The organism is Amycolatopsis sp. NPDC051061 (assembly GCF_040682935.1).
Classification (GTDB): Bacteria; Actinomycetota; Actinomycetes; order Mycobacteriales; family Pseudonocardiaceae; genus Amycolatopsis.
On the sequence record NZ_JBFBBZ010000041.1, the window covers coordinates 12,853 to 32,793 of the forward strand.

General features: G+C 72.0%; 21 protein-coding genes. 10 read left to right on the plus strand and 11 right to left on the minus strand.

Annotated features, from left to right (window positions below):
• Nucleotides 1–5: 5 nt before the first annotated feature.
• Nucleotides 6–929: a hypothetical protein gene (locus AB0N03_RS39070; protein ID WP_364383202.1), complete on the minus strand. Its 924-nt coding sequence runs from the start codon at nucleotides 927–929 to the stop codon at nucleotides 6–8.
• 420 nt (nucleotides 930–1,349) lie between these two features.
• On the opposite strand from AB0N03_RS39070, the gene AB0N03_RS39075 reads away from it, so the two are divergent.
• From AB0N03_RS39075 to AB0N03_RS39090, 4 genes are read left to right on the plus strand one after another with little or no spacing between them, the layout of a single operon-like run.
• Entirely contained in the window at nucleotides 1,350–2,102 is a 753-nt protein-coding gene (locus AB0N03_RS39075) for an SDR family oxidoreductase (RefSeq protein WP_364383205.1), read from the plus strand.
• Complete coding sequence (locus tag AB0N03_RS39080) at nucleotides 2,099–3,154, plus strand: phosphotransferase family protein (protein ID WP_364383208.1); 1,056 nt, start codon at nucleotides 2,099–2,101, stop codon at nucleotides 3,152–3,154. The genes AB0N03_RS39075 and AB0N03_RS39080 overlap by 4 nt, the downstream gene beginning before the upstream one ends.
• Nucleotides 3,155–3,811, plus strand: coding sequence for a histidine phosphatase family protein (locus AB0N03_RS39085; RefSeq protein WP_364383211.1), 657 nt, complete (start codon nucleotides 3,155–3,157; stop codon nucleotides 3,809–3,811).
• Nucleotides 3,812–3,821: 10 nt separating this feature from the next.
• Entirely contained in the window at nucleotides 3,822–4,733 is a 912-nt protein-coding gene (locus tag AB0N03_RS39090) for an SMP-30/gluconolactonase/LRE family protein (protein ID WP_364383213.1), read from the plus strand.
• A 14-nt stretch (nucleotides 4,734–4,747) separates the two neighbouring features.
• On the opposite strand, the gene AB0N03_RS39095 is transcribed toward AB0N03_RS39090, so the two are convergent.
• Genes AB0N03_RS39095 through AB0N03_RS39110 form a run of 4 tightly spaced genes read right to left on the minus strand, consistent with a single transcriptional unit; the run spans nucleotide 4,748 to nucleotide 8,577 of the window.
• Complete coding sequence (locus AB0N03_RS39095; protein ID WP_364383216.1) at nucleotides 4,748–5,575, minus strand: enoyl-CoA hydratase family protein; 828 nt, start codon at nucleotides 5,573–5,575, stop codon at nucleotides 4,748–4,750.
• Nucleotides 5,572–6,264 carry an SDR family NAD(P)-dependent oxidoreductase gene (locus AB0N03_RS39100; protein WP_364383218.1) on the minus strand — a complete coding sequence of 231 codons (693 nt, stop codon included), beginning with the start codon at nucleotides 6,262–6,264 and terminating at the stop codon, nucleotides 5,572–5,574. The genes AB0N03_RS39095 and AB0N03_RS39100 overlap by 4 nt, the downstream gene beginning before the upstream one ends.
• Nucleotides 6,261–7,772 carry a benzoate-CoA ligase family protein gene (locus AB0N03_RS39105; RefSeq protein WP_364383220.1) on the minus strand — a complete coding sequence of 504 codons (1,512 nt, stop codon included), beginning with the start codon at nucleotides 7,770–7,772 and terminating at the stop codon, nucleotides 6,261–6,263. The genes AB0N03_RS39100 and AB0N03_RS39105 overlap by 4 nt, the downstream gene beginning before the upstream one ends.
• Nucleotides 7,765–8,577, minus strand: a complete 813-nt coding sequence (locus AB0N03_RS39110; RefSeq protein ID WP_364383222.1) for a creatininase family protein — start codon at nucleotides 8,575–8,577, stop codon at nucleotides 7,765–7,767. Before AB0N03_RS39110 ends, AB0N03_RS39105 begins: the two co-directional genes overlap by 8 nt.
• A gap of 47 nt (nucleotides 8,578–8,624) precedes the next feature.
• Here AB0N03_RS39110 and AB0N03_RS39115 point away from each other — a divergent pair, with 47 nt between their 5' ends.
• From AB0N03_RS39115 to AB0N03_RS39135, 5 genes are all read left to right on the plus strand, one after another.
• A complete protein-coding gene (locus tag AB0N03_RS39115; protein WP_364383223.1) occupies nucleotides 8,625–9,440 on the plus strand; it encodes a PaaX family transcriptional regulator C-terminal domain-containing protein in 816 nt (271 codons plus the stop codon).
• Nucleotides 9,437–10,231 (plus strand): tryptophan 2,3-dioxygenase family protein, encoded by a 795-nt coding sequence (locus tag AB0N03_RS39120; protein ID WP_364383225.1) that lies wholly within the window; start codon nucleotides 9,437–9,439, stop codon nucleotides 10,229–10,231. The genes AB0N03_RS39115 and AB0N03_RS39120 overlap by 4 nt, the downstream gene beginning before the upstream one ends.
• A complete protein-coding gene (locus tag AB0N03_RS39125) occupies nucleotides 10,228–11,421 on the plus strand; it encodes a kynureninase (protein ID WP_364383227.1) in 1,194 nt (397 codons plus the stop codon). The genes AB0N03_RS39120 and AB0N03_RS39125 overlap by 4 nt, the downstream gene beginning before the upstream one ends.
• 166 nt (nucleotides 11,422–11,587) lie before the next feature.
• Nucleotides 11,588–12,661 (plus strand): Glu/Leu/Phe/Val dehydrogenase dimerization domain-containing protein, encoded by a 1,074-nt coding sequence (locus AB0N03_RS39130; RefSeq protein ID WP_364383228.1) that lies wholly within the window; start codon nucleotides 11,588–11,590, stop codon nucleotides 12,659–12,661.
• Complete coding sequence (locus AB0N03_RS39135) at nucleotides 12,658–13,461, plus strand: serine hydrolase (protein WP_364383230.1); 804 nt, start codon at nucleotides 12,658–12,660, stop codon at nucleotides 13,459–13,461. Before AB0N03_RS39130 ends, AB0N03_RS39135 begins: the two co-directional genes overlap by 4 nt.
• Here AB0N03_RS39135 and AB0N03_RS39140 read toward each other — a convergent pair.
• Nucleotides 13,446–14,387, minus strand: coding sequence for a LysR substrate-binding domain-containing protein (locus AB0N03_RS39140; protein ID WP_364383232.1), 942 nt, complete (start codon nucleotides 14,385–14,387; stop codon nucleotides 13,446–13,448). The two genes, AB0N03_RS39135 and AB0N03_RS39140, sit on opposite strands and share 16 nt — an antisense overlap.
• Before the next feature lie 84 nt (nucleotides 14,388–14,471).
• Here AB0N03_RS39140 and AB0N03_RS39145 point away from each other — a divergent pair, with 84 nt between their 5' ends.
• Entirely contained in the window at nucleotides 14,472–15,428 is a 957-nt protein-coding gene (locus tag AB0N03_RS39145; RefSeq protein ID WP_364383233.1) for an MBL fold metallo-hydrolase, read from the plus strand.
• 41 nt (nucleotides 15,429–15,469) lie between these two features.
• Here AB0N03_RS39145 and AB0N03_RS39150 read toward each other — a convergent pair whose 3' ends face one another.
• From AB0N03_RS39150 to AB0N03_RS39170, 5 genes are all read right to left on the minus strand, one after another.
• Nucleotides 15,470–16,615 carry a glycosyltransferase 87 family protein gene (locus AB0N03_RS39150; protein WP_364383235.1) on the minus strand — a complete coding sequence of 382 codons (1,146 nt, stop codon included), beginning with the start codon at nucleotides 16,613–16,615 and terminating at the stop codon, nucleotides 15,470–15,472.
• Nucleotides 16,616–16,717: 102 nt separating this feature from the next.
• Nucleotides 16,718–17,383, minus strand: a complete 666-nt coding sequence (locus AB0N03_RS39155) for a response regulator transcription factor (protein ID WP_364383237.1) — start codon at nucleotides 17,381–17,383, stop codon at nucleotides 16,718–16,720.
• Nucleotides 17,380–18,606, minus strand: a complete 1,227-nt coding sequence (locus tag AB0N03_RS39160) for a histidine kinase (RefSeq protein ID WP_364383239.1) — start codon at nucleotides 18,604–18,606, stop codon at nucleotides 17,380–17,382. Before AB0N03_RS39160 ends, AB0N03_RS39155 begins: the two co-directional genes overlap by 4 nt.
• 100 nt (nucleotides 18,607–18,706) lie before the next feature.
• Entirely contained in the window at nucleotides 18,707–18,892 is a 186-nt protein-coding gene (locus tag AB0N03_RS39165; protein ID WP_364383241.1) for a DUF5302 domain-containing protein, read from the minus strand.
• Between the two features lie 82 nt (nucleotides 18,893–18,974).
• The gene (locus AB0N03_RS39170) at nucleotides 18,975–19,931 is read right to left on the minus strand and encodes a winged helix-turn-helix transcriptional regulator (RefSeq protein ID WP_364383243.1); all 957 of its coding nucleotides are present in this window, start codon (nucleotides 19,929–19,931) and stop codon (nucleotides 18,975–18,977) included.
• Nucleotides 19,932–19,941 lie beyond the last annotated feature (10 nt).

Sequence of the window (19,941 nt, forward strand, 5' to 3'; positions counted from 1 at the left end):
GGACGTCAATCCCAGTCGATGCCGAAGACGCCGGGGCCGAAGTCCAGCGCCACCGCGTGGACGCCGTCGCCGCCGTCGAGCTTGAGCGGACGGCGGGTGGAGCCGGTGCCGCCGTTGCGGGCGTACTGCCAGCAACGCTCGGGGGCCGTACCCGGGGCGAACCGGACCTCCAGCAGGTACTCCCGGACCGGGCGCCGGAACTCGCGGTAGTACGTGTTGCGGCACTCCGGGTACGGCGGCCCGCCGTTGGTCAGCGTGTACTCGATCAGGTGCGTCTCGCCGCGGTCGATCGGCTGGTCGAAGATCAGCTCGGCGACGATCAGGCCGTGGGCCTCGTCGGTCTCGGCGCGCCCGACCCGGCAGTTGCGCACCGCGTGCAAATCCGGTGCGCCGGCGGCCGGGTCGTCCTGGGTGTAGACGAGCAGCCAGCGGTCCTGGCCGTCCGCGCCCGCCTGGAACACCGCCCGCGCGGTGACCGCGCACTGGCCGCCGTCCGCGGCGATCTCGCACAGGTCGTGCAGCCCGACCAGCTTCAGCGGGTGCTGGCGCTCGAGCGCGTCCGGCGCGCCGACCTTGTCCAAAAGCGGCTGCAGCGTCTCGCGCGGGAACGTCATGGGCTCGCCGCCCGCCTGGCGCTTCCCGGCCCCGCCGCGGCGCCTCGGCGGCGGGAGCAGCCCGAGCAGGGACCCGGCCGGGACGTCGAGGATTTCTTCCAGCGTGCGGACGGCCGAGAGCGAGCTCTGCCGCTCCGGCTGGCGCTTGCCGGACTGCCAATAGCTGAGGGCGGTGACGCTGACGACGACGCCGCGGGCCCGCAGCCGCGCCTGGATCCGGTCGAGGGAGAGCCCGCTGGTGGCGATGGCGGCGCGCAGGTGGGTGGCGAACGCGGTGCGCTCACCCTGTTGACCGCCCGCCGTGCTGCCCGCCATCTGCCGACCCGCCCCGTAACGTCCCCCGACGATCCCCGACACGGTGCACGTTAGCAGGATCTGTCGCCCTTTCCCCGGGTGCCGGTGGCCGGGGACCCGGGGTCCACTCGGGCGAACGGGCTAGTACTGGCAACTGTGAACCATTGCCCCGGCCTGGGCGGACGCGCTTGTATGACATGCCCGCGCCGGTGGCTCCGCCTCCCCCTCACGGCCCATCCGGGTGCGGGCGAGAAGCCGTGGACAACGGCTCCGGCTCACCCGGCCGCGTTGTGCGACCGGCCGGGGTGGCCGCGCGATGACCGGTGGCCCGGCGACGCCCCCAGCGCCGGGCCACCGGTCTTATTACTTCCGGGTAGCCTCCGCCTTCCTCCCCTCCACCGCCCTCAACCGAGGCGCTTCGCGCCGCTGTAAGTTCTGGGCATGACGGTCCGGAAGAACATCCTGATCACCGGCGCGAGCAGCGGGTTGGGCGAGGGCATGGCCCGCCAGTTCGCCGCGAAGGGACGCAACCTGGCGCTGTGCGCGCGGCGCACCGACCGGCTCGAGAAGCTGGCGGCCGAGCTGACCGCGGCGCACCCCGGGATCAAGGTCGTCACGCGCAAGCTCGACGTCACCGACCACGACAGCGTCTTCACCGTCTTCGAGGAGTTCCGCGCCGAGCTGGGGTCCCTCGACCGGGTGATCGTGAACGCCGGGCTCGGGAAGGGGCAGCCGGTCGGCAAGGGCCGGTTCGACGCCAACCGGCAGACCCTCGAGGTCAACTTCGTCGCGGCCGCCGCCCAGATCGAGGCCGCCGCCGGGATCTTCCGCGAACAGGGGGCCGGGCACCTCGCCGTCGTCTCGTCGTTCAGCGCCATCCGCGGCCTGCCGGGCAACCTCACCGCGTACGCCGCTTCGAAGGCCGGGATCTCGGCGTTCGTCGACGGCACGCGGCTGGAACTCAAGCGCAAGGGCATCACCGTCACCGACATCCGGCCGGGCTACATCGAGTCGGAGATGAACGACCGGATCGGCCGGAACCCGATGCTGACCAGGGCCGAGAGCGGTGCGCGGGCGCTGGTCAAGGCGGTCGAGGCCGAGCGGGCCCGGGCCTACGTCCCGGCGTGGCCCTGGGTGCCGCTGAGCCTCGCGATGCGCGTGGTGCCGGCCTCGATCCTGCGGAAGTTCGCATGACCACCGTCGAGGTGCGCGAGGAAGACGCTTTCGACGCGGCCGCGGTGCACGCATGGCTGGCCACGCGGGTCGAGGGCCTCGGCGACGAGCCGCCGCGCGTCCGGCAGTTCCCCGGCGGCGCGTCGAACCTGACGTACCTGCTGACCTACCCGGACCGCGAGCTGATCCTGCGCCGCCCGCCCGCCGGGCACAAGGCGGCGTCGGCGCACGACATGCGGCGCGAGTACCGCGTGCAGCACGCGCTGAAGCCGGTGTTCCCGTACGTGCCGCGGATGCTGGCGTTCGGCGACGACCCCGCCGTGCTCGGCGACGACTTCTACGTCATGGAGAAACTCGACGGCCTGATCCTGCGCGGTGACCTCCCCGAGGGCATGACGCTGACGCCGGAGCAGGCGCGAGAGCTGTCCGGCAAGGTCGTCGACCGGCTGGTGGACCTGCACGCCGTCGACGTCGAGAGGGCCGGGCTGGCCGACCTCGGCAAGGGCGCGGGCTACGTCGAACGGCAGATCCGCGGCTGGTCGGACCGGTACGTCGCGGCGCGCACGGACAACGTCGGCGACTTCGCCGAGGTCCGCTCGTGGCTGGCTTCGAACCAGCCCGGCGAGGTGAAGATCTGCCTGATCCACAACGACTACCGGCTCGACAACCTGGTCCTCGACGGCCCGGAGACGCTGAACATCGCCGGCGTCCTCGACTGGGAGATGGCCACGCTCGGCGACCCGCTGATGGAGCTGGGCAGCATGCTCGCCTACTGGGTCGAGGCCGATGACGACGACGTCATGAAGGCGAGCCGGCGCCAGCCGACACACCTGCCCGGGATGTTCACGCGCGAAGAGTTCGTCGCGCGGTACGCGGAGAAGACCGGGCTCGCCGTGGGCGACTGGCGCTTCTACGAGGTCTACGGCCTGTTCCGGCTCGCCGCCGTGCTGCAGCAGCTGTACCGGCGCTACCACGACGGCGCCACCCGCAACCCGGCGTTCAAGGACTTCTGGCAATTCGTCGGGTACCTGGACTGGCGCTGCCGGGAAATCATCGCGAAGGGGAGTGCCTGAGTGGGCGCGATCTACCTGGTCCGGCACGGACAGGCGTCCTTCGGGGCCGAGGACTACGACGCGCTGTCGCCGCGCGGCTTCGAACAGTCCACTGTGGTCGGTGCGGAACTGTTGCGGCGCAACGTCTCCTTCACTCAAGTTCGCTCGGGAACGCTCGCGCGGCAGCGGGACACGGCGGCGACGGCGTTGAAGGTGCTCGACGCGGTCGTCCCGGTCGTCGAGGATCCGCGCTGGAACGAGTACGACCACGTCGACATCGCGCTGCACCACGCCGGGGGCGCGCCGCAGGAGGATTCCCGCGCGTACCAAGGGCTCCTGGACGCGGCCCTGACGGCGTGGACTTCGGCCGGCTCCGACGGGCCGTGCGCCGAGACGTGGCCCGCGTTCCTCGCCCGCTGCCGGGACGCGCTCACGGACCTCGTGGCGTCGCTCGGCAAGGGCGAGCACGCGGCCGTGTTCACCTCCGGCGGCGTGATCGCGACGCTCTGCGGCCTGCTCATGGGCACCCCCGAAGCCGGGCTGCTCAAGCTCAACCGCGTCACGGTCAACGGCGGGATCACGAAGCTGGTGTCCGGCCGCGGCGGCGTCACGATGCTGTCCTTCAACGAGCACCCACACTTCGAGGCCGACGCGGCTTCGCTGCTCACCTACCGGTAGGAGACGTTCGATGCGGTTCGGCGAGGTCACGCTCATCCCGGTGAACGGGCACGGCCCGGAAGACGTCGTGGTCGACGGCGAAGGCCGGATCTACGCCGGCGTCGACGACGGGCGCATCCTGCGCGTGTCGCCCGACGGACGGCGCATCGACGTCATCGCCGACACGGGCGGGCGGCCGCTCGGGCTGGAGCTGTACGGCGAAGACGAACTGCTGATCTGCGACGCGCGGGCCGGCCTGCTGGTGGTGCCGCTGTCGGGTGGCTCGCCTTCGATGCTGGCGACATCGGCGCTGGGCCTGGACTTCGTGTTCTGCAACAACGCGGCGGTGGCCGCGGACGGCACGGTGTACTTCACGGACTCGTCCCGAAGGTTCGGCATCGACAACTGGCGCGATGACCTGATCGAGCAGACCGGCGGCGGCAGGCTGCTCCGGCGCTCCCCGGACGGCTCGATCGACCTGCTCCTCGACGGCCTCCAGTTCGCGAACGGCGTGGCGTTGGCCCCGGACGAGTCGTTCGTGGCGGTGGCGGAGACGGGCGCGTTCAGCGTGTCCCGCGTCCGGCTTTCGGACGGTCACCGGGACGTGCTGATCAAGGACCTGTGGGGCTTCCCGGACAACATTTCGACGGGCTCGGACGGGCTGATCTGGATCACCCAGGCGTCCCCGCGCGTGCCGGCGCTGGACGTGGTGCGTCGCCTGCCGGCGTTCCTGCGGGCCGGCGTCCGGGCGCTCCCGACGTCGCTGCAGCCGAGCCCGGGCCGCGAGGTGGGCGTGGTGGGCGTGACCCCGGACGGCCAGGTGGAGCGCGAGCTGCGCGGCGAGATCGACGGCTTCCACATGCTGGTGGGGGTGCGGGAGTGGCAGGGGAAGCTGTACTTCGGCTCGCTGGAGGAGTCGAAGATCGCGGTCACGTCCCGCTAGCCGGTCACGACCGGTCAGCGGCCGGTCCACCGGGGCTCGCGCCCGGCGGACCAGGCCGCGTAGAACTCCTTGTGGTCCTTCGCCGTCATGAGCAGCGCCTGGGTCATCGCCTCCAGCTCGATCGCGCTGCCCAGGTCCATGTCCAGCTCGCGGGTCAGCAGCACCTTCGTCGTCGCGTAGGCCAGCGCCGGGCCGTCCGCCAGGCGCCGGGCCAACGCCGATGCGGTGGCCGGTAGGTCCGAGTCCGGCACCACCTGGGTGGCCAACCCGATCTCCGAAGCACGCGCCGCGGACACCTTGTCGCCCAGGATCAGCAGTTCCGTGGCCCGGCCCAAGCCCACCAACCGCGGCAACAGGTAAGCCGAACCCATGTCCGCCCCCGCCAAGCCCACCTTCGTGAACAGGAACGCGAACTTCGCCGACTCCGCCAGCAGCCGGAAGTCACTGGCCAGCGCGATCACCGAACCCGCGCCCGCCGCCACGCCGTTGACCGCCGCGATCACCGGCAGCGGGCACTCGCGCAACGCCTTCACCACCGCGCCCGTCATGCGCGTGAACTCCAGCAGCTCCGCCGTCTCGAACTTCTGCAGCTCGCCGATGATCTCCTCGACGTCGCCGCCGGAACAGAACCCGCGGCCCTGCCCGGTGATCACCAGCACCCGCACGTCCTCGTGCTGCGGCAGTTCCAGCACGAGGTCCCGCAGGTCGGCGTAGACGTCGAACGTCAGCGCGTTCAGCTTCTCCGGCCGGGTGAACGTCACGGTCGCCACGCCTTCGGAGACGGTGAACCCGAAGTGTTCCCACTCCTTCGTCAGCGGGGCGGTCGCGCGGAACGGGCTCATGACTGGATTCCTCCGCCGTCGAGTACGAGGGTCTGGCCGTTGATCGCGGCGGCTTCGGGCGCCGCCAGGAAGGAGACGGCGAACGCCACCTCTTCCGGTTCCAGCAGCCGGCCGAGCGGGGACGCCGCCGCCAAAGCCGCCTCGGCGTCGGCCGAAGCCCGTCCCGTCCGCTCCTGGATCCGTGCCACCGAGGAAGCCGTCATGTCGGTGCGGACGAACGCCGGGCAGACCGCGTTCGCCGTGACGCCGGTGCCGGCCAGCTCCGCCGCGACCGCCCGCATCAGGCCGGCCGCCGCGTGCTTCGACGCCGTGTACCCGGCCGTGTAGCGGTAGCCGACGTGCGACGCGGTCGAGGCCACCGTCACGATCCGGCCGCGGTCGCGCTCGCGCATCCCCGGCAAGACCGCGCGGGTGCACAGGAACGCCCCCGTCGCGTTGACCTCGATCTGCGATCGCCAGTCGTCGAGCGAAGTCTTCGAAAGCGGCGCGCTGGCGGAGATCCCGGCGTTGTTCACGAGCACGTCCACCGGCCCCGCCGCGGCGAAGTACGCCGTTACGGCGGCCTCGTCGGTGACGTCGCATTCGGCGCGACCCGGCGCGAGCACCTCATCGCCCGACGCACGAAATCGCGAGGCGATCGCCGCGCCGATCCCGCGCGTACCGCCGGTGACCACGACCAGGCGGCTCACGACCGGCCCGCCAGTGCGCGCCGGTCGAGCTTGCCGTTGGCGGTCCGGGGAAGTTCGGTCATGAACACCACTTCGCGGGGGTACTTGTGCTTGGCCAGCTGGGCTTTGGCGTGGTCCTTCAGCTCGTCGGCGGTCACCGAGGCTCGCACCACGACGTACGCCCGCGGCACGACCAGGCCGCCGACCTCCTGGCCGACCACCGCGCAGTCCACCACCGCGGGGTGCCCGAGCAGGCAGTCCTCGATTTCGCCGGGCGCGACGAACACGCCACCGACCTTCAGCAGCGCGTCGGCCCGCCCGTGGTGGCGGAAGAACCCGTCGGAACGGCTGAACAGGTCACCGGACGTCAGCGTGTCGCCGTCGAACGTCCTCGCGGACTTCTCGGCATCGCCGAAGTACTCCAGCGCGATCGTCGGCCCGGTGACCCGCAGCGGCCCGATTTGCCCGTCCGGCAACGGGTTTCCGAGCTCGTCGACGACCTGGGCGTGGTAGCCGGGCACCTCGGTGCCCAGTGTCCCGAGCCGCGCCGAGCCCGGCCGGTTCGACAGGTAGATGTGGTACGCCTCGGACGACCCGATGCCGTCGACCACCGGCACCCCGAAGGTCGCGTCCCACTTCCGGTGCAGCTCCGAGGGCAGCGCCTCGCCCGCGGACGTCGTCATGCGCAGGCAGCTCAGGTCCTGCCCGGCCGCGGCGGGGTGCGCGACCATCGCGCTCATCATCGTCGGCACGTTCACCAGGACGGTCGGGCGGTGGCGGGCGATCAGCTCGAACATCAGCTCCGCCGTGCTGCGTTCCGGGAACGCGATCCCGGCCGCGCCGACGCCGAACGGGAACAGCGCCACCAGGTCGCGCGCGTACCCGAAGAACAGCTTGGGCACGGCGAGCACGCGGTCGTCCTCCCGCAGCCCGAGCACTCCGGCGGCGTACCGCTCGAAGCTCTCTTTCGCGCTGCGCAGGGGGTGCACGCACGCCTTGGGCGCGCCGGTGCTGCCGGTGGTGAACTTCCAGATCCCGACGTCGTCCACAGTGGTCGGTGCGGCTTCCAGGGTGTCCGGCGCCGCGTCCACCAGGGACCGGAACGGACGTTCGCCGGGCACCAGCTCGTCCTCCGGCACGCCGGTGACCAAGAGCCCCCTGGCCCCCGCTTCGCGCAGCGCGGGCAGCGTGACGGCGTCGGCGACCACTGCGACGGCCTCGGTGTAGCCGAGGTAGTACGTGTAGTCCTTGGGCTGGAGGAACGGATAGACCTCGGCGGTGACCGCGCCGATCTTCTGCGCGCCGTACCAGGTCGCGACGAACTCGTCGCCGTCGCTCAGCGCCAGCAGCACGCGCTGTCCTCTTCGGACACCGGCGTCGAGCAGCACGTTGCCGACGCGGTTGGCCAGCCGCGCCAGCTCGTCGTAGCTGACCGTGCGGTCCACGACGTGAAGGGCGGTCCGCCCGCCCCGCCCCGAAGTCACGTGCCGGTCGAGGAAGTGCGTGGCGAGGTTGAACGGCTCACTCACGGGCCAGCTCCCGGATCGCTTCGACCAGCAAGTCGGTCAGGGTCGAGAACGTCTCGGTGCCTTCTTCCGCGGTCGCCTCGGCCGGCGAACCGCAGTACGCCTCGGTCATCCCCATTTCGAGGAAGCCGCCATCCTCGGGCGCGGAGGCCAGGCTGACCGGCACATGCGGCAGGGTCCGCATCAGCGGCTGGTCGACCAGTTCGGGCCGGTCGGCGAGCACGAGCGAGGTCTCGTAGCGCCCGGCGTGGCATTCGCCGGAGCGGAACTCGTCGGTCAGCCGCCGCGCGTGCCGCCGCCGGACCAGGTCGAGCAGCGCGACGCGGCCGTCGTACGCGAAGTTCAACGTCTCCGCCGCGCGCCTCAGCGTGACGAGGTGCGCGGGCTCGAAGTGGTTGTTGACCAGCAGGATCCGCCGGAGCCGCTGAGCGATCAGCGCCGACCCGATGTCGACGAGCAGCGCATGCAGCGTCTCCTCGCCGATGTGGACGCCGCCGGCGAACCCGGCCGCGAACCGCGTCACGCCGTAGGGCACTTCGGGCAGCACCAGCACGTGGACGTCCTCGTCGGCGGCCAGCCGCTCGGCCGCGCGCTCGCACATCCCGCGCGAGATCAGCGGGTCCGTGCCCAGCGGTGCGTGCGGCCCGTGCGGCTCGATCGCGCCCAGCGGGAGCAGCAGCACCGGGACGCGCGGGCTGCGACTTCCGGGGCTTCGCCCCGAGCCGGGGGCTTCGCCACCCGGACCCCCTGAAGCATCGTTCGCGAGCGCGTCGACCTGTCGCGAGCTGAGGTCCGCGAAGTACGTCACGCAAATCAAGCTACACCGCAGCGGCCTGAGGTGTATAGAGTTGCCGCATGCCCGGAGATGCCTTCGACGCCAGCCCCCAGGAGCTGGTCGTGACGTTGCTGGGCAGCTACGTGCACCCGCGCGAAACCCGCCGGGTGTGGTCGGGCGGCCTGGTCGCGGCCCTCGCCGAGCTCGGCTTCTCCGACGGTGCGGCCCGGATCGCGCTCACCCGCCTGGTGCGCCGCGACCTGCTGCAGCGTCATCGTGAAGGCCGCACCGTGCACTACTCGCTGACGCGCCGCACCACCGCGCTGCTCGCCGACGGCGACCACCGGATCTTCTCCCTCGGCCGCGGCGAGCGCGCCGCCGGCGAGTGGACCGTGCTCTGGCAGAGCATCCCGGAGAGCCGCCGCCAGGCGCGGGAACGCCTGGTGCGGCGGCTGCGGTTCCTCGGGTTCGGTCCTTACTCCGACGGCACCTGGATCGCCCCGCACGACCGCGAGGCCGAGGTCGTCGCCCTGCTCGCCGAGCTGGACGTCACCGAGCACGCCGGGCTGCTGCTCGGCCGCCCGTCGGCCGCTCTCGACGTCCGCCGCTTCGCCGGCCGGGCCTGGGACCTCGACGAGCTGGCCGCGCGCTACACCGCGTTCGTCGAGCAGTTCGGCGGGTACGCGGGGAAGGACACTTCGGACGCCGAAGCGTTCGAGGTCCACGCCCGCCTCGTGCACACGTTCCGGGCGTTCCCGTCGCTGGACCCGGAGCTGCCCGCCGAGCTGGTGTCCGCACCGGAACGCCGGGCGGCGGCGGTCGAGTTGTTCCACGATCTGTACACCGCGCTGGCTCCCGCCGCTCAGCGCCATTTCGACGAGGTGACCCGAGGATGACCGAAACCAGCCAAGCCACCCAGGAAGCCCTGGGCTACACGTCGTACCTCGCGCTGGACGAGGTGCTGAACGCCCAGCGCACGCGGTCCGACGAGCACGACGAGCTGCTGTTCATCGTGATCCACCAGGTGTACGAGCTGTGGTTCAAGCAGATCCTGCACGAAGCGGAGTTCCTCCAGGAAAACCTGGCGGCGGGCAAGACCGCGCACTCCATCCGGGTCCTGCGCCGGATCCTGACGATCCTGAAGGTCGCCGTCGCGCAGATCGACGTGCTGGAAACCATGACGCCCAGCCAGTTCACGAGTTTCCGCACCCGTTTGGACGCTTCGAGCGGCTTCCAGTCGGCCCAGTTCCGGGAGCTGGAAGCCGTGCTGGGGCGGCGTGACGAGCGTGTGTTCGCGCACTACCCCGAAGGCGGCGAGCAGCGGAAACGCATCGCCGAAGCGATGGCGCGGCCGTCGTTGTTCGACTCTTTTCTCGCGTACCTCAAGGTTTCTGGCTATGCGGTCGAGTGTGACCGAGACGTCACTCGACCGGTGGAGCCCTCTTCCGCCCTGCAGGCGATATTGCTGGACGTGTACAGCGACGACGGCGGACCGTCGGTCGTCGCGGAATGTCTGGTGGATCTCGACGAAGGGATGCAGGAGTGGCGCTACCGGCACGTGAAGATGGTCGAACGCACCATCGGCGACAAGACCGGGACGGGAGGATCATCCGGCGCGACCTATCTGCGTACCACGCTCTTCCAGCCGATGTTCCCGGATCTCTGGGCCGTACGGAGCCGACTGTGACCACTTTGGACGACCTGCGCGCCGACCACAACGCGCTCGCCCCGCACTACTCCCGGTTCGGGGTGGCCGAACGCCTGCTCCTGTCCGGGCACTCGCACCAGGCGTGGCCGGACGTCGCGGAGGAGGGTCTGCGGGAGTCCTTCGCGGACGCCGCCCGCGACGTCGACGACAAGTGGGGGCGCGCCTTCGCGAAGGCCGACGAGCTGCGCGCGGGGTTCCGCCTGCTGCTCGGCGACCCGCACGGCGAGTACGCGCTCGGCGCGAGCACGCACGACCTGGTGCTGCGGTTCCTCTCGGCGATGGAGCTGCCGCGAAGACCGCGCGTGGTCACCACCGACGGCGAGTTCCACACCCTGCGCCGCCAGCTCGCCCGCCTCGAGGAGGAAGGCGTCCAGGTCGTGCGGGTGCGCCTGGACCCGGTGACGACGCTCGCCGAGCGCGTCGCCGCCGAAGTCGACGACAACACCGCGGCGGTGCTCGTCTCGGCCGTGCTGTTCGAGACGTCGCGGCTGGTCCCGGGCCTCGCGCACCTGGCCGACTCGTGCCGCGACCGGTCGATCGAGCTCGTCGTCGACGCCTACCACGCGCTCGGCGTCGTGCCGTTCCCGCTGCACGACCTCGGGCTCACCAACGCCTGGGTGCTCGGCGGGGGTTACAAGTACCTGCAGCTCGGCGAGGGCAACTGCTTCCTGCGGCTGCCCGCGCACGCCCAGGAGCTGCGGCCGGTGATCACCGGCTGGTACGCCGAGTTCGGCGCGCTCGCCGACGAGCGCGATCCGGGCAAGATCGCCTACGCCACCGGCGGTGACCGGTTCGCCGGCGCCACCTACGACCCGGCCAGTCACTACCGCGGCGCCCGGGTCCGGCGGTTCTTCGCCGAGCAGGGCCTCACGCCGGAGTTCCTGCGCGAGGTTTCGCAGCACCAGGTGGGCCTGCTCGCGTCGGTGTTCGACTCGCTCGGCTTGCCCGAGGACGTCGTGACGCGTGATCGCGAGACGCCGCTGGACCGGCTCGGCGGATTCCTCTCGCTGCGCTGCGCCGACGCGGCCGGCCTGCAGGCGGCACTGGCCGCTCAGGGCGTCCGCACCGACAGCCGGGGGCAGTACCTGCGCTTCGGCCCGGCGCCGTACCTCTCCGATACCCAGCTGGAGACGGCGATGAACGCGCTCGGCAAGGTGGCGCGCGGCTGATTACCGGTCCGTATCGCGGGACCACCACTGGTCCGGCGATCAAGAGGGATCTAGGTTGGTGCCGGGCACCCATCGGGCGGACGACCTCCGCGCGCCGGGCTCCCGCTCACCCCGTGAAGCGCGTCCCGGCCACGAACCGGGCGCGGGAGACAAAGGAGTCACCACCGTGACCGAAGGAGTGTTCGCCCGGTCGTCCGGGCACGAACAGGTCGTGTACTGCCACGACCAGGCCAGTGGCCTGAAGGCCATCATCGGCATCCACTCCACCGCGCTCGGCCCCGCCCTGGGCGGGACGCGCTTCCACCCCTACGCCACCGAAGCGGACGCGCTCGACGACGTGCTCGCGCTGTCCAAGGGCATGGCGTACAAGAACGCGCTGGCCGGGCTCGACCTCGGCGGCGGCAAGGCCGTGATCATCGGTGACCCGAAGACGCTCAAGTCCGAAGCGCTGTTGCGCGCGTACGGGCGCTTCGTGCAGTCCCTGGGCGGCCGCTACATCACGGCGTGCGACGTGGGCACGTACGTGCAGGACATGGACGTCGTGGCGCGCGAGTGCCAGTACGTCACCGGCCGCTCGCCCGAAAACGGCGGGGCTGGCGACTCGTCGGTGCTGACGGCGTTCGGCGTCTTCCAGGGCATGCGGGCCTCGGCCGAGCACGTCTGGGGCGGCCCGGACCTGGCCGGCAAGCGCGTCGGCGTCGCCGGCGTCGGCAAGGTCGGGCACATCCTCGTCGGGCACCTCGTGGACGCCGGCGCGCAGGTGACGATCACCGACGTCTCCGCGCCCGCGATCTCACGCACCCTCGAGATCTATCCGGATGTGCAGGTCGCGTCCGATGTGGACACCCTGCTGCGGACCGAGCTGGACGTCTTCGCGCCCTGCGCGCTGGGTGGAGTCCTGAACGACTCGTCGGTGCCGGTGCTGGGCGCGAAGATCGTCTGCGGCGCGGCGAACAACCAGCTCGCGCACGCCGGGATCGACAAGCAGCTCGCCGACCGCGGCGTCCTGTACGCGCCGGACTACCTGGTCAACGCCGGTGGCGTCATCCAGGTGGACGACGAGCGGCACGGCTTCAACTTCGAGCGGGCCAAGCGCAAGACGACGGCGATCTACGACACGGCGAAGGCCGTGTTCGCGCTGGCGGACACCGACGGCGTGCCGCCGGCGACGGCGGCCGACCGGCTCGCGGAACGCCGGATGGCGGAGGTCGGACGCCTGCGGTCCATCATGACCGTGTGAGTCTTTCCGACATCTTCGCGGCGGCGGGCGTGCGAGGGTTCCTGCACGCCCGCTGTCTCGGTTCCTCGCTCGAGCTGGGTGTCGACGCGGACTCGCCGGTGGTGCTGGCGTCCGTGGTGAAGGTGGCGCTGGCGTACGAGTTCGCCCGGCAGGTGGCGGCGGGCCAGCTCGACCCGACGGACCGGGTGCGGGCCTCGGCGGCCGACCGCCTGGGCGGCAGCGGTTCGGCGGGTTTCGCCGACGACGTTTCCTACAGCCTGCGGGATGCCGCGCTGCTCGCCCTGTCGGTGTCGGACAACACCGCCGCGGACCTGCTGTTCGACCGGGTCGGGGTGGAGAACGTCCGGTCGCTGCTGGCGGAGCTGGGGTTGACGCGGACTTCCGTCATCGGCGCGCCGCGGGACCTCCTGCGCACGATCATGGAGGACACGTCCGCGGGAGTTCCGTTGCGGGCGCTGGATCCTTTGCGGACTTCCGCGACGACGCCGCGTGAGATGACTTCTTTGCTGTCGGCGATCTGGAGTGACCCCGGGCCGGGCGCGCGGGTTCGCGAATGGATGTCGGCGCAGGTCAGCTGGCACCGGCTGACGGCCGGGTTTCCGCCGGAGGTCGCGGTGGCGGCCAAGACCGGGACGATGCCGGGGATCCGCAACGAGATCGGGATCGTGACGTACCCGGACGGGGAGGCGTACGCGGTGGCGGTGTTCACGGCAGGCGGAGCGGAGACGTTGCGGCGGCCCGACATCGACCGCGCGATCGGTGACGCGGCCCGCGCGGCGGTGGATCAGCTGCGGTCGTAGAACACATCCCACGGCCGGGCGGTGTGCGGCTCTGTCACGATTCGCGAAATCCCGTCATCGCGCAGCACCTCCGCCGCGACCTCCGCCAGCGTCGCCGCCTGCGGGTGCGGGCTCGAGGACGGCCACGCGAACGCCATCCTCGCATGCAGATGGTCCTCGAGCGGCCGCCACACCACGCGGGGTTCCTTGCGGGCGCTCGGCTCGAACGCGACGCCGTGCCCCGCCAGAACCAGGCCGAGCGCGAACTCGGGGTTGCGGGCGTGCCGGATCGCGGCCGGTCGGAAGCCGTGGTCCCAGCACGTGCGCAGCAGCGCGTCGTAACTCCCGGGCGCCGCCGCGCGTGGCGCGTGCACCAGACCTTCGCCGGCCAGGTCGGCCAGATACAGCGATGCTTGCCGGGCCAGCGGCGAGTCCCGGGGGAGGACCACCCCCAGCGGCGTGTCGATCGTGGGCCCGAGGTCGAGCCCGACCACGTCGACCGGCAGCTGCAGCAACCCCGCGTCCAGTGAGCGGTCGGCCAGCAGCCGGGTCTGCTCGGCCGTGGTCAGCTCCTGCAGGTCGAGCCGGACGGAGGGGCAGGCGTCGGCGAACCTCGTCAAGATCGCCGCGAGCACCCGTCCCGGCAGTTCGGGTGGCACGCCCGCGCGCAGGGCGTCCAGCTCGCCGCGTTCGGCCTTCGCGACCAGCGCCGTCATCCGGTCCCAGCGGCTCAGGAGGTCGCGGGCTTCGGCACGCAGCACCTCGCCGGCTTCGGTGAGCGTGACGCGGCGGCCGCGGTCGAACAGCTTCGCGCCCAGCTCGGCTTCGAGCCGCTTCACGCGCTGGCTCAACGGCGGCTGCGCGATCCCGAGCCGGTCGGCGGCGCGGCCGAAGTGCAGTTCTTCGGCCACGACGAGGAAGTACCGCAGCGAACGAAGGTGGTCCACGCTGCGACGATACCCGTCCGCATATCGACATGCCGACCTCTCGATCTTGGACAGCCCCACCGGGGTCGTGGTCTGGTGCCCGTCATGAACACAGGACTCAGCAGACGGGGGCTGTTCGGCGCGGGCGCGGCGGCGGCCACGATCCTCGCCGGCGTGACGGCGGCTTCGGCGGCTTCGGGGGCGCCTCGGGGGACGTCGCAGATGACGTTGCGGTGGTGGGGGAACAACGGCTGGGAGATCCGCGTGCCGGGTTCGACCGGGACGAAGACGATCCTCATCGACCCGTGGCTCACGCGGTTCAAGACCGGGACGTACACACCGGCGGGCGCGGACCCTCGTACCCCGCTCTCGGTGAACAAGGCGCTGATCGACGGCTACCTCGACCGCGGCGAGCTGCGCGCGGACCACATCCTGGTGACCCACGGCCACTACGACCACCTCACCGACGTCCCCTACCTGGCCAAACGCACCGGCGCGACGGTCTTCGGCACCGAAACCCATTTGAGTCTCATGGCCGCCTTGGGAGCGCCCGAGGACCAGCTGGCGATCGCGAGCGGCGGCGAGGACCTGACGTTCGACGGCTACTCGATCCGGATCCTGCGGTCCCTGCACTCGGCGACGGGCGAGCGGGCCCGGGTGCCGTTCCCGGGCTCGCGGCCGCTGTCCCGGAGGGATCGTCCTCGCGTGATCGAGGATCTTTTCGAGGGCGGAACGCTGGCATACGCCGTCTCCGGCGGCGGAGCGAGCGTGGTCGACTTCGGCGGTTCGAACTACGTGGAGTCCGAGCTGGCGGGGTTGCGGCCGGACGTGGTCCTGCTGCCGGTGGGCGGTGCGAAGGTGACGCAGTACGTGCCGCGCCTGCTGCGCACGCTGGGCAACCCTCGTTTCGTGGCGGCGACGCACTGGGACGACTTCGACCTCCCGCTCGGCCAGGCGAAGGACCCCAACGGAGGGTTGGAGGTGCTGCGGAAGGCGGTGACGGCGGCTTCGCCGGGGAGTGAGTTCGTGGTGCTGGACCACCTGGGCTCGTTCACGCCATAGCCGGACGGCTTTCCGAGCGACCCAATGTGGCGTTGGGTGCGTCAGTCGCACCCAACGCCACCTGGGGTGCGTGGCCCCCAGCGAAACCCACGGCGGTCGCGGATCGCCGCCACGACGAGTACCACCCCCGCGACGAGGGTGACCAGCAGATAGGCGTTGCCGATGAGCGCCTGCCCGGCGGTCCAGTCGCGCTCCCGGCCCTGTCCGCCGGGCACCACCGCCACGGTCCAGCCGGTGAACACCGCCGCGAGGAGCAAGGCGGACCACCGCCGGCCGGTGGCGAGCAGATACCCGAGCGCGGGCCCGATCCACACCCAGTGGTGCGTCCAGGAGATCGGGCTCACCAGCAGCGCGCACCCGGCGGTGACCAGCAACGCGCCGCGTTCGTCGCCCGCCCGGTGCCGCCACCGGACGACGAACGCGGCGCCCGCCACGACCACTGCGGCGCCGACCGGCAGCCAGGCCTGACCGGGCGCCGTCCGGGCCGCGAACCCCGCCCACGATTGGTTCCCCACCCAGCCCTTCATCTGCGCGAAGTGGTCGTTGACCAGGGCGGACGTCCAGTACCGGGCCGAGTCGGCCGGCAGCAGCACGGCGCCGAGCACGGTGGCTCCGGCGAACGTGGCGAGCGCGCGCGCCGCGTCGGCCCGGCGGCCGGTGAGCAGCAGGTGCCCGACGAAGATCAGCGGGATCAGCTTGATCGCCGCCGCGAGACCGATGAGGACTCCGCCGGCCGAGCCGCGCCGGCGCAGGACGTCGACGACCACGAGCGCCATCAGCACCAGGTTGAGCTGGCCCAGCCCGACGGTCTGCCACACCGGCTGCAGGCCGAACGCGACGAGCACCGCCGTGGCGCCCGGAGCGTAGGGCCGCAGGGCCAGGGCCAGCGCGGGTGCCGCGGTCATCGCGACCAGGCCCCAGCACCACTGCACGGGCAGCGCCGCGAACGGGGTGAACAGCAACGCCGCGAACGGCGGGTAGGTGAACGGCAGCTCCGGCGCCCACCCGGGCAACGCCGACAGGTGCCCGTAGAGCGGTTCCCCGCGGAGCACGGCGATTCCGCCGGCGCGGTAGACCGCGGAGTCGACGCCGAGCGGGCGGCCGAGTGACCACCACAGCACCGCGACGAGCGCGAAGGCCGCCGCCGCCGTCAACGCCACGGTCTTGGTGCGCCGCGAAATCCCCATGGCCGCAACGATGATCGACGGCGGGCGACCGGTCGTCGTGCCCGGGTGCCGTCTTGCGGCGGCACCCGGGTAGGGCCGCTGCTCGCGCGTGCTACTCCGGTATCACCGGCCGGGCACCACGATGCCCGCTTCGTAGGCGGCCACGACCGCCTGCGCCCGGTCCCGCGCGCCGAGTTTGCCGAACACTCTGCTGACGTGGGTTTTCGCGGTCTGCTCGGCGATCACCAGCGCTTGGGCGATCTCCGCGTTGGACAGGCCCTTCGCGACCAGGCGGAGCACCTCGGTCTCGCGCTCGGTCAGGTCCGCGATCCCGGCAGGCCCCCGGGAACCGGTCTCGGCGGCCCGGCCGCGGACCGCGAACTCGCCGATGAGCCTGCGGGTGACCGACGGGGCGAACAGGGCGTTGCCCGCGGCGACCACGCGCACCGCGACGACCAGGTCGTCCAGCGGCGCGTCCTTGAGGAGGAACCCGCTGGCGCCCGCGCGCAGCGCGCCGTAGACGTACTCGTCGATGTCGAACGTCGTCAGCATCAGCACGCGGACGGCACCGCCCGCGCCGAGGACGCGGCGGGTGGCTTCCAGACCGTCCACACCTGGCATCCGGACGTCCATCAGCACGACGTCCGGCGAGAGCTCCGCGCAGCCGGTCACCGCTTCGGCACCGTTCGCGGCCTCGCCGACCACCCGCATGTCGTCCTGGGCGTCCAGCACGGCGCGGAAACTCTGCCGGACCATGGTCTGGTCGTCGGCGATGAGCACGGAAATCACGCGTTCTCCTCGTGGTCCAGCGGCAGCTCCGCGATGACCTCGAACCCGCCCTCGGCCGTCGGCCCGGCCACCAGCCTGCCACCGAGCATCGCGGCCCGCTCCCGCATGCCGAGCAGTCCGTGCCCGCTGGTCCCGGGCGGGCGGCCGGGACCAGCCGGGGCGTTGCGCACCGCCGCGTGCACGGAGCCGGCGCCGACCCGCAGGTCCACGTCGATCGACGCTCCGGGCGAATGCCGGACCGCGTTGCTCAGCGCCTCCTGCACGATCCGGTAGGCGGACAGGGCGACGCCCGCGGGCAGCGCGTCGAAGTCACCCCGCACCCGCACCGTGCAGGCGGCGCCGAGGGCACGCACCCGCTCCGCCAGCTCGGCCACCCGGGTGACGTCCGGCTGCGGCGCGACCGGTTCGCCGGTGCTCTCGGTCCGCAGCACACCGAGCAGCCGGCGCATCTCGACCATGCCTTCCCGCGCGGTCCCGGTCAGCTCGGCGAACTCGGTACGCACCTCGTCCGGCAGCCCGGGGAAGCGGTAGCGCGCGGAGCCGGTGCGCAGCGCGAGCACGGACATGTGGTGGGCGACCACGTCGTGCAGTTCCCGGGCGATGCGCGCGCGTTCCTCGAGGACCGCGGCCCTGGTCTCCTCCGCCGCCCGCCGTCGCCGCTGTTCGGCGCTCTCCCGCTCGGCGACCCGCCGCTGCCGCACCGCGTTGCCGCCGAGCAGCACCGCGGTCATCAGGGCCACCAGCAGGGCCAGGTCGCGCCAGTCGCCGATCCGGACGCCCATCGCCGCGGCCGAGACCACGCCGACGACGACCAAGACGGCCTGCGCGTGGGCCGCAGCGACCAGGAACCAGACCAGGGCGGCGGTCAGCGCCAGACCCGGCGACCACGGCCAGCCCCACAGCCGGGGCAGCGCCGGGTACGCGGCCGGAGTGGCCACGATCAGCACGACGAGCAGCCGCCACGCCCACAGCGGCGACCGGACGGCGATGATCGCGGGCGCCGCGCTCGCCGCGGCGAGCGCGAGGGCGAGCGGGCTCCCGGCCATTTCCCCCGGTGCCGTCTGCGCCGCCACGAACCCGCTCCACAGCCCGGTGCCGACGACGGCGGCGGCCCGCAACCGGGCCAGGCCGGCCGACCGCGCCCGCACTTCGGGCCGGCCCCCGGCGTAGAGGACGTGCCGCGTGCTCCGCCACGCCTCGTCCCACCGCACCCGACCGGCCATCGGCCCACCCTAGGACGCCGGTCCGGGGCCGGGTACGCCGAAGGCCACCACGGACGCGCGTCCGTGGTGGCCTTCGGAAGCTTCCGGAAGTCCCGGAGGCTCAGCCGCTCTTGCGGCGGAAAGTCCGCTTGTTGGCCGCGGGGCCGTGCGCGTGCTGGTTCTTGCCGCCGCTGTTCTCGTGCGACGCTCCTGAGCGGGCGTGCGCCTGCTTGCGCTCCAGCGCCTCCCGGAACTTGCGCTTGACGTCGTCCTCCTCGCCGCTGGGCGACGGATTCGGTTCACTCATGCTTACCTCCGGAACTGACGACGTGTGACCACTCCAGCCTGGCATCACCCAAACCGCTTGGCGAGTCGATTACGCCACACCGTCAGCGTTTGGGCGTGGGGACTCCGCCGAACTGTACCGACTGGCGGGTCAGCGGCCGCCCGCAGTGGTCGCACAGCAGCATCGGCCGCAGGCGGTTGCCGCATTCGACGTGGTGGAGCGTGATGTCCGGCTCCTGGCCCGCCACCTCGAAGCCGCGCGACCACTCCGCGATGAACGCCAGCGCCGGGAAGAACGCCAGCCCCTTCGCCGTCATCCGGTAGTCGCGCGCGTCCGTGCGCGTGGCAGCGGTGCCGGTGCGCAGGACACCCACCTCCACCAGCTTGCTCAGCCGCGCCGACAGCACGCTCGGCCCGATGCCCAGCTCGCGCTCGAACTCCGAGAAGTGCCGGCAGCCGAGCAGCGCGGACACCAAAAGCCCCGTCGACCAGCGGTCGCCCAGCAGCTCCATCGTGTCGGGGAAGAACATCATCGGGTCGTTGGCCAGGGACTCGGCGTCTTTGCGGCGAAACCGCTTGGACGCCGTCGCGGCGGCGACACCGGTGCTGTCCAGCCGCGAAGCCCGCACGTCGCGCGCGTCGACGCGGCGGCCGCAGGCGCCGCAGCCGAGGGGCGCTGATGTAGCCAGCTCGCAGTCGAGGTGGATCAGCGTCGGCAGCACCTCGCGGCGGCCCTCGACCCACTCGCGCTCCCACGCCCAGATCGAGATCAGCAGCGGCCACAGCTCCAGGCCGCGCTCGGTGAGCCGGTATTCGTGCCGCGTGCGGCGCGCGTCGCGGTACGGGACGCGCGTGAGCATGCCCGCGTCCACCATGTCCCGCAGGCGCCCGGACAACGCCGTCGGCGAGATACCCAGCCGCAGCCGCAGCTCTTCGTAGCGCCGGAAGCGCAGGAACAGGCTCTGCAGGATGAGCAGCGTCCACTGGTCACCGACCAGTTCGAGCGCTCTCCGGAGCGGATCCCCCGCCGGCCGGATGCGCTGTGCAGTCGCCTCGGTCACCGTCTATCCC

Coding starts and splice junctions, on each gene's coding strand:
- AB0N03_RS39115 (WP_364383223.1), top strand. CDS start 8,625: ATGCCCGGAGATGCCTTCGACGCCAGCCCCCAGGAGCTGGTCGTGACG.
- AB0N03_RS39145 (WP_364383233.1), top strand. CDS start 14,472: ATGAACACAGGACTCAGCAGACGGGGGCTGTTCGGCGCGGGCGCGGCG.
- AB0N03_RS39070 (WP_364383202.1), bottom strand. CDS start 929: ATGGCGGGCAGCACGGCGGGCGGTCAACAGGGTGAGCGCACCGCGTTC.
- AB0N03_RS39090 (WP_364383213.1), top strand. CDS start 3,822: ATGCGGTTCGGCGAGGTCACGCTCATCCCGGTGAACGGGCACGGCCCG.
- AB0N03_RS39120 (WP_364383225.1), top strand. CDS start 9,437: ATGACCGAAACCAGCCAAGCCACCCAGGAAGCCCTGGGCTACACGTCG.
- AB0N03_RS39150 (WP_364383235.1), bottom strand. CDS start 16,615: ATGGGGATTTCGCGGCGCACCAAGACCGTGGCGTTGACGGCGGCGGCG.
- AB0N03_RS39165 (WP_364383241.1), bottom strand. CDS start 18,892: ATGAGTGAACCGAATCCGTCGCCCAGCGGCGAGGAGGACGACGTCAAG.
- AB0N03_RS39160 (WP_364383239.1), bottom strand. CDS start 18,606: ATGGCCGGTCGGGTGCGGTGGGACGAGGCGTGGCGGAGCACGCGGCAC.
- AB0N03_RS39075 (WP_364383205.1), top strand. CDS start 1,350: ATGACGGTCCGGAAGAACATCCTGATCACCGGCGCGAGCAGCGGGTTG.
- AB0N03_RS39095 (WP_364383216.1), bottom strand. CDS start 5,575: ATGAGCCCGTTCCGCGCGACCGCCCCGCTGACGAAGGAGTGGGAACAC.
- AB0N03_RS39080 (WP_364383208.1), top strand. CDS start 2,099: ATGACCACCGTCGAGGTGCGCGAGGAAGACGCTTTCGACGCGGCCGCG.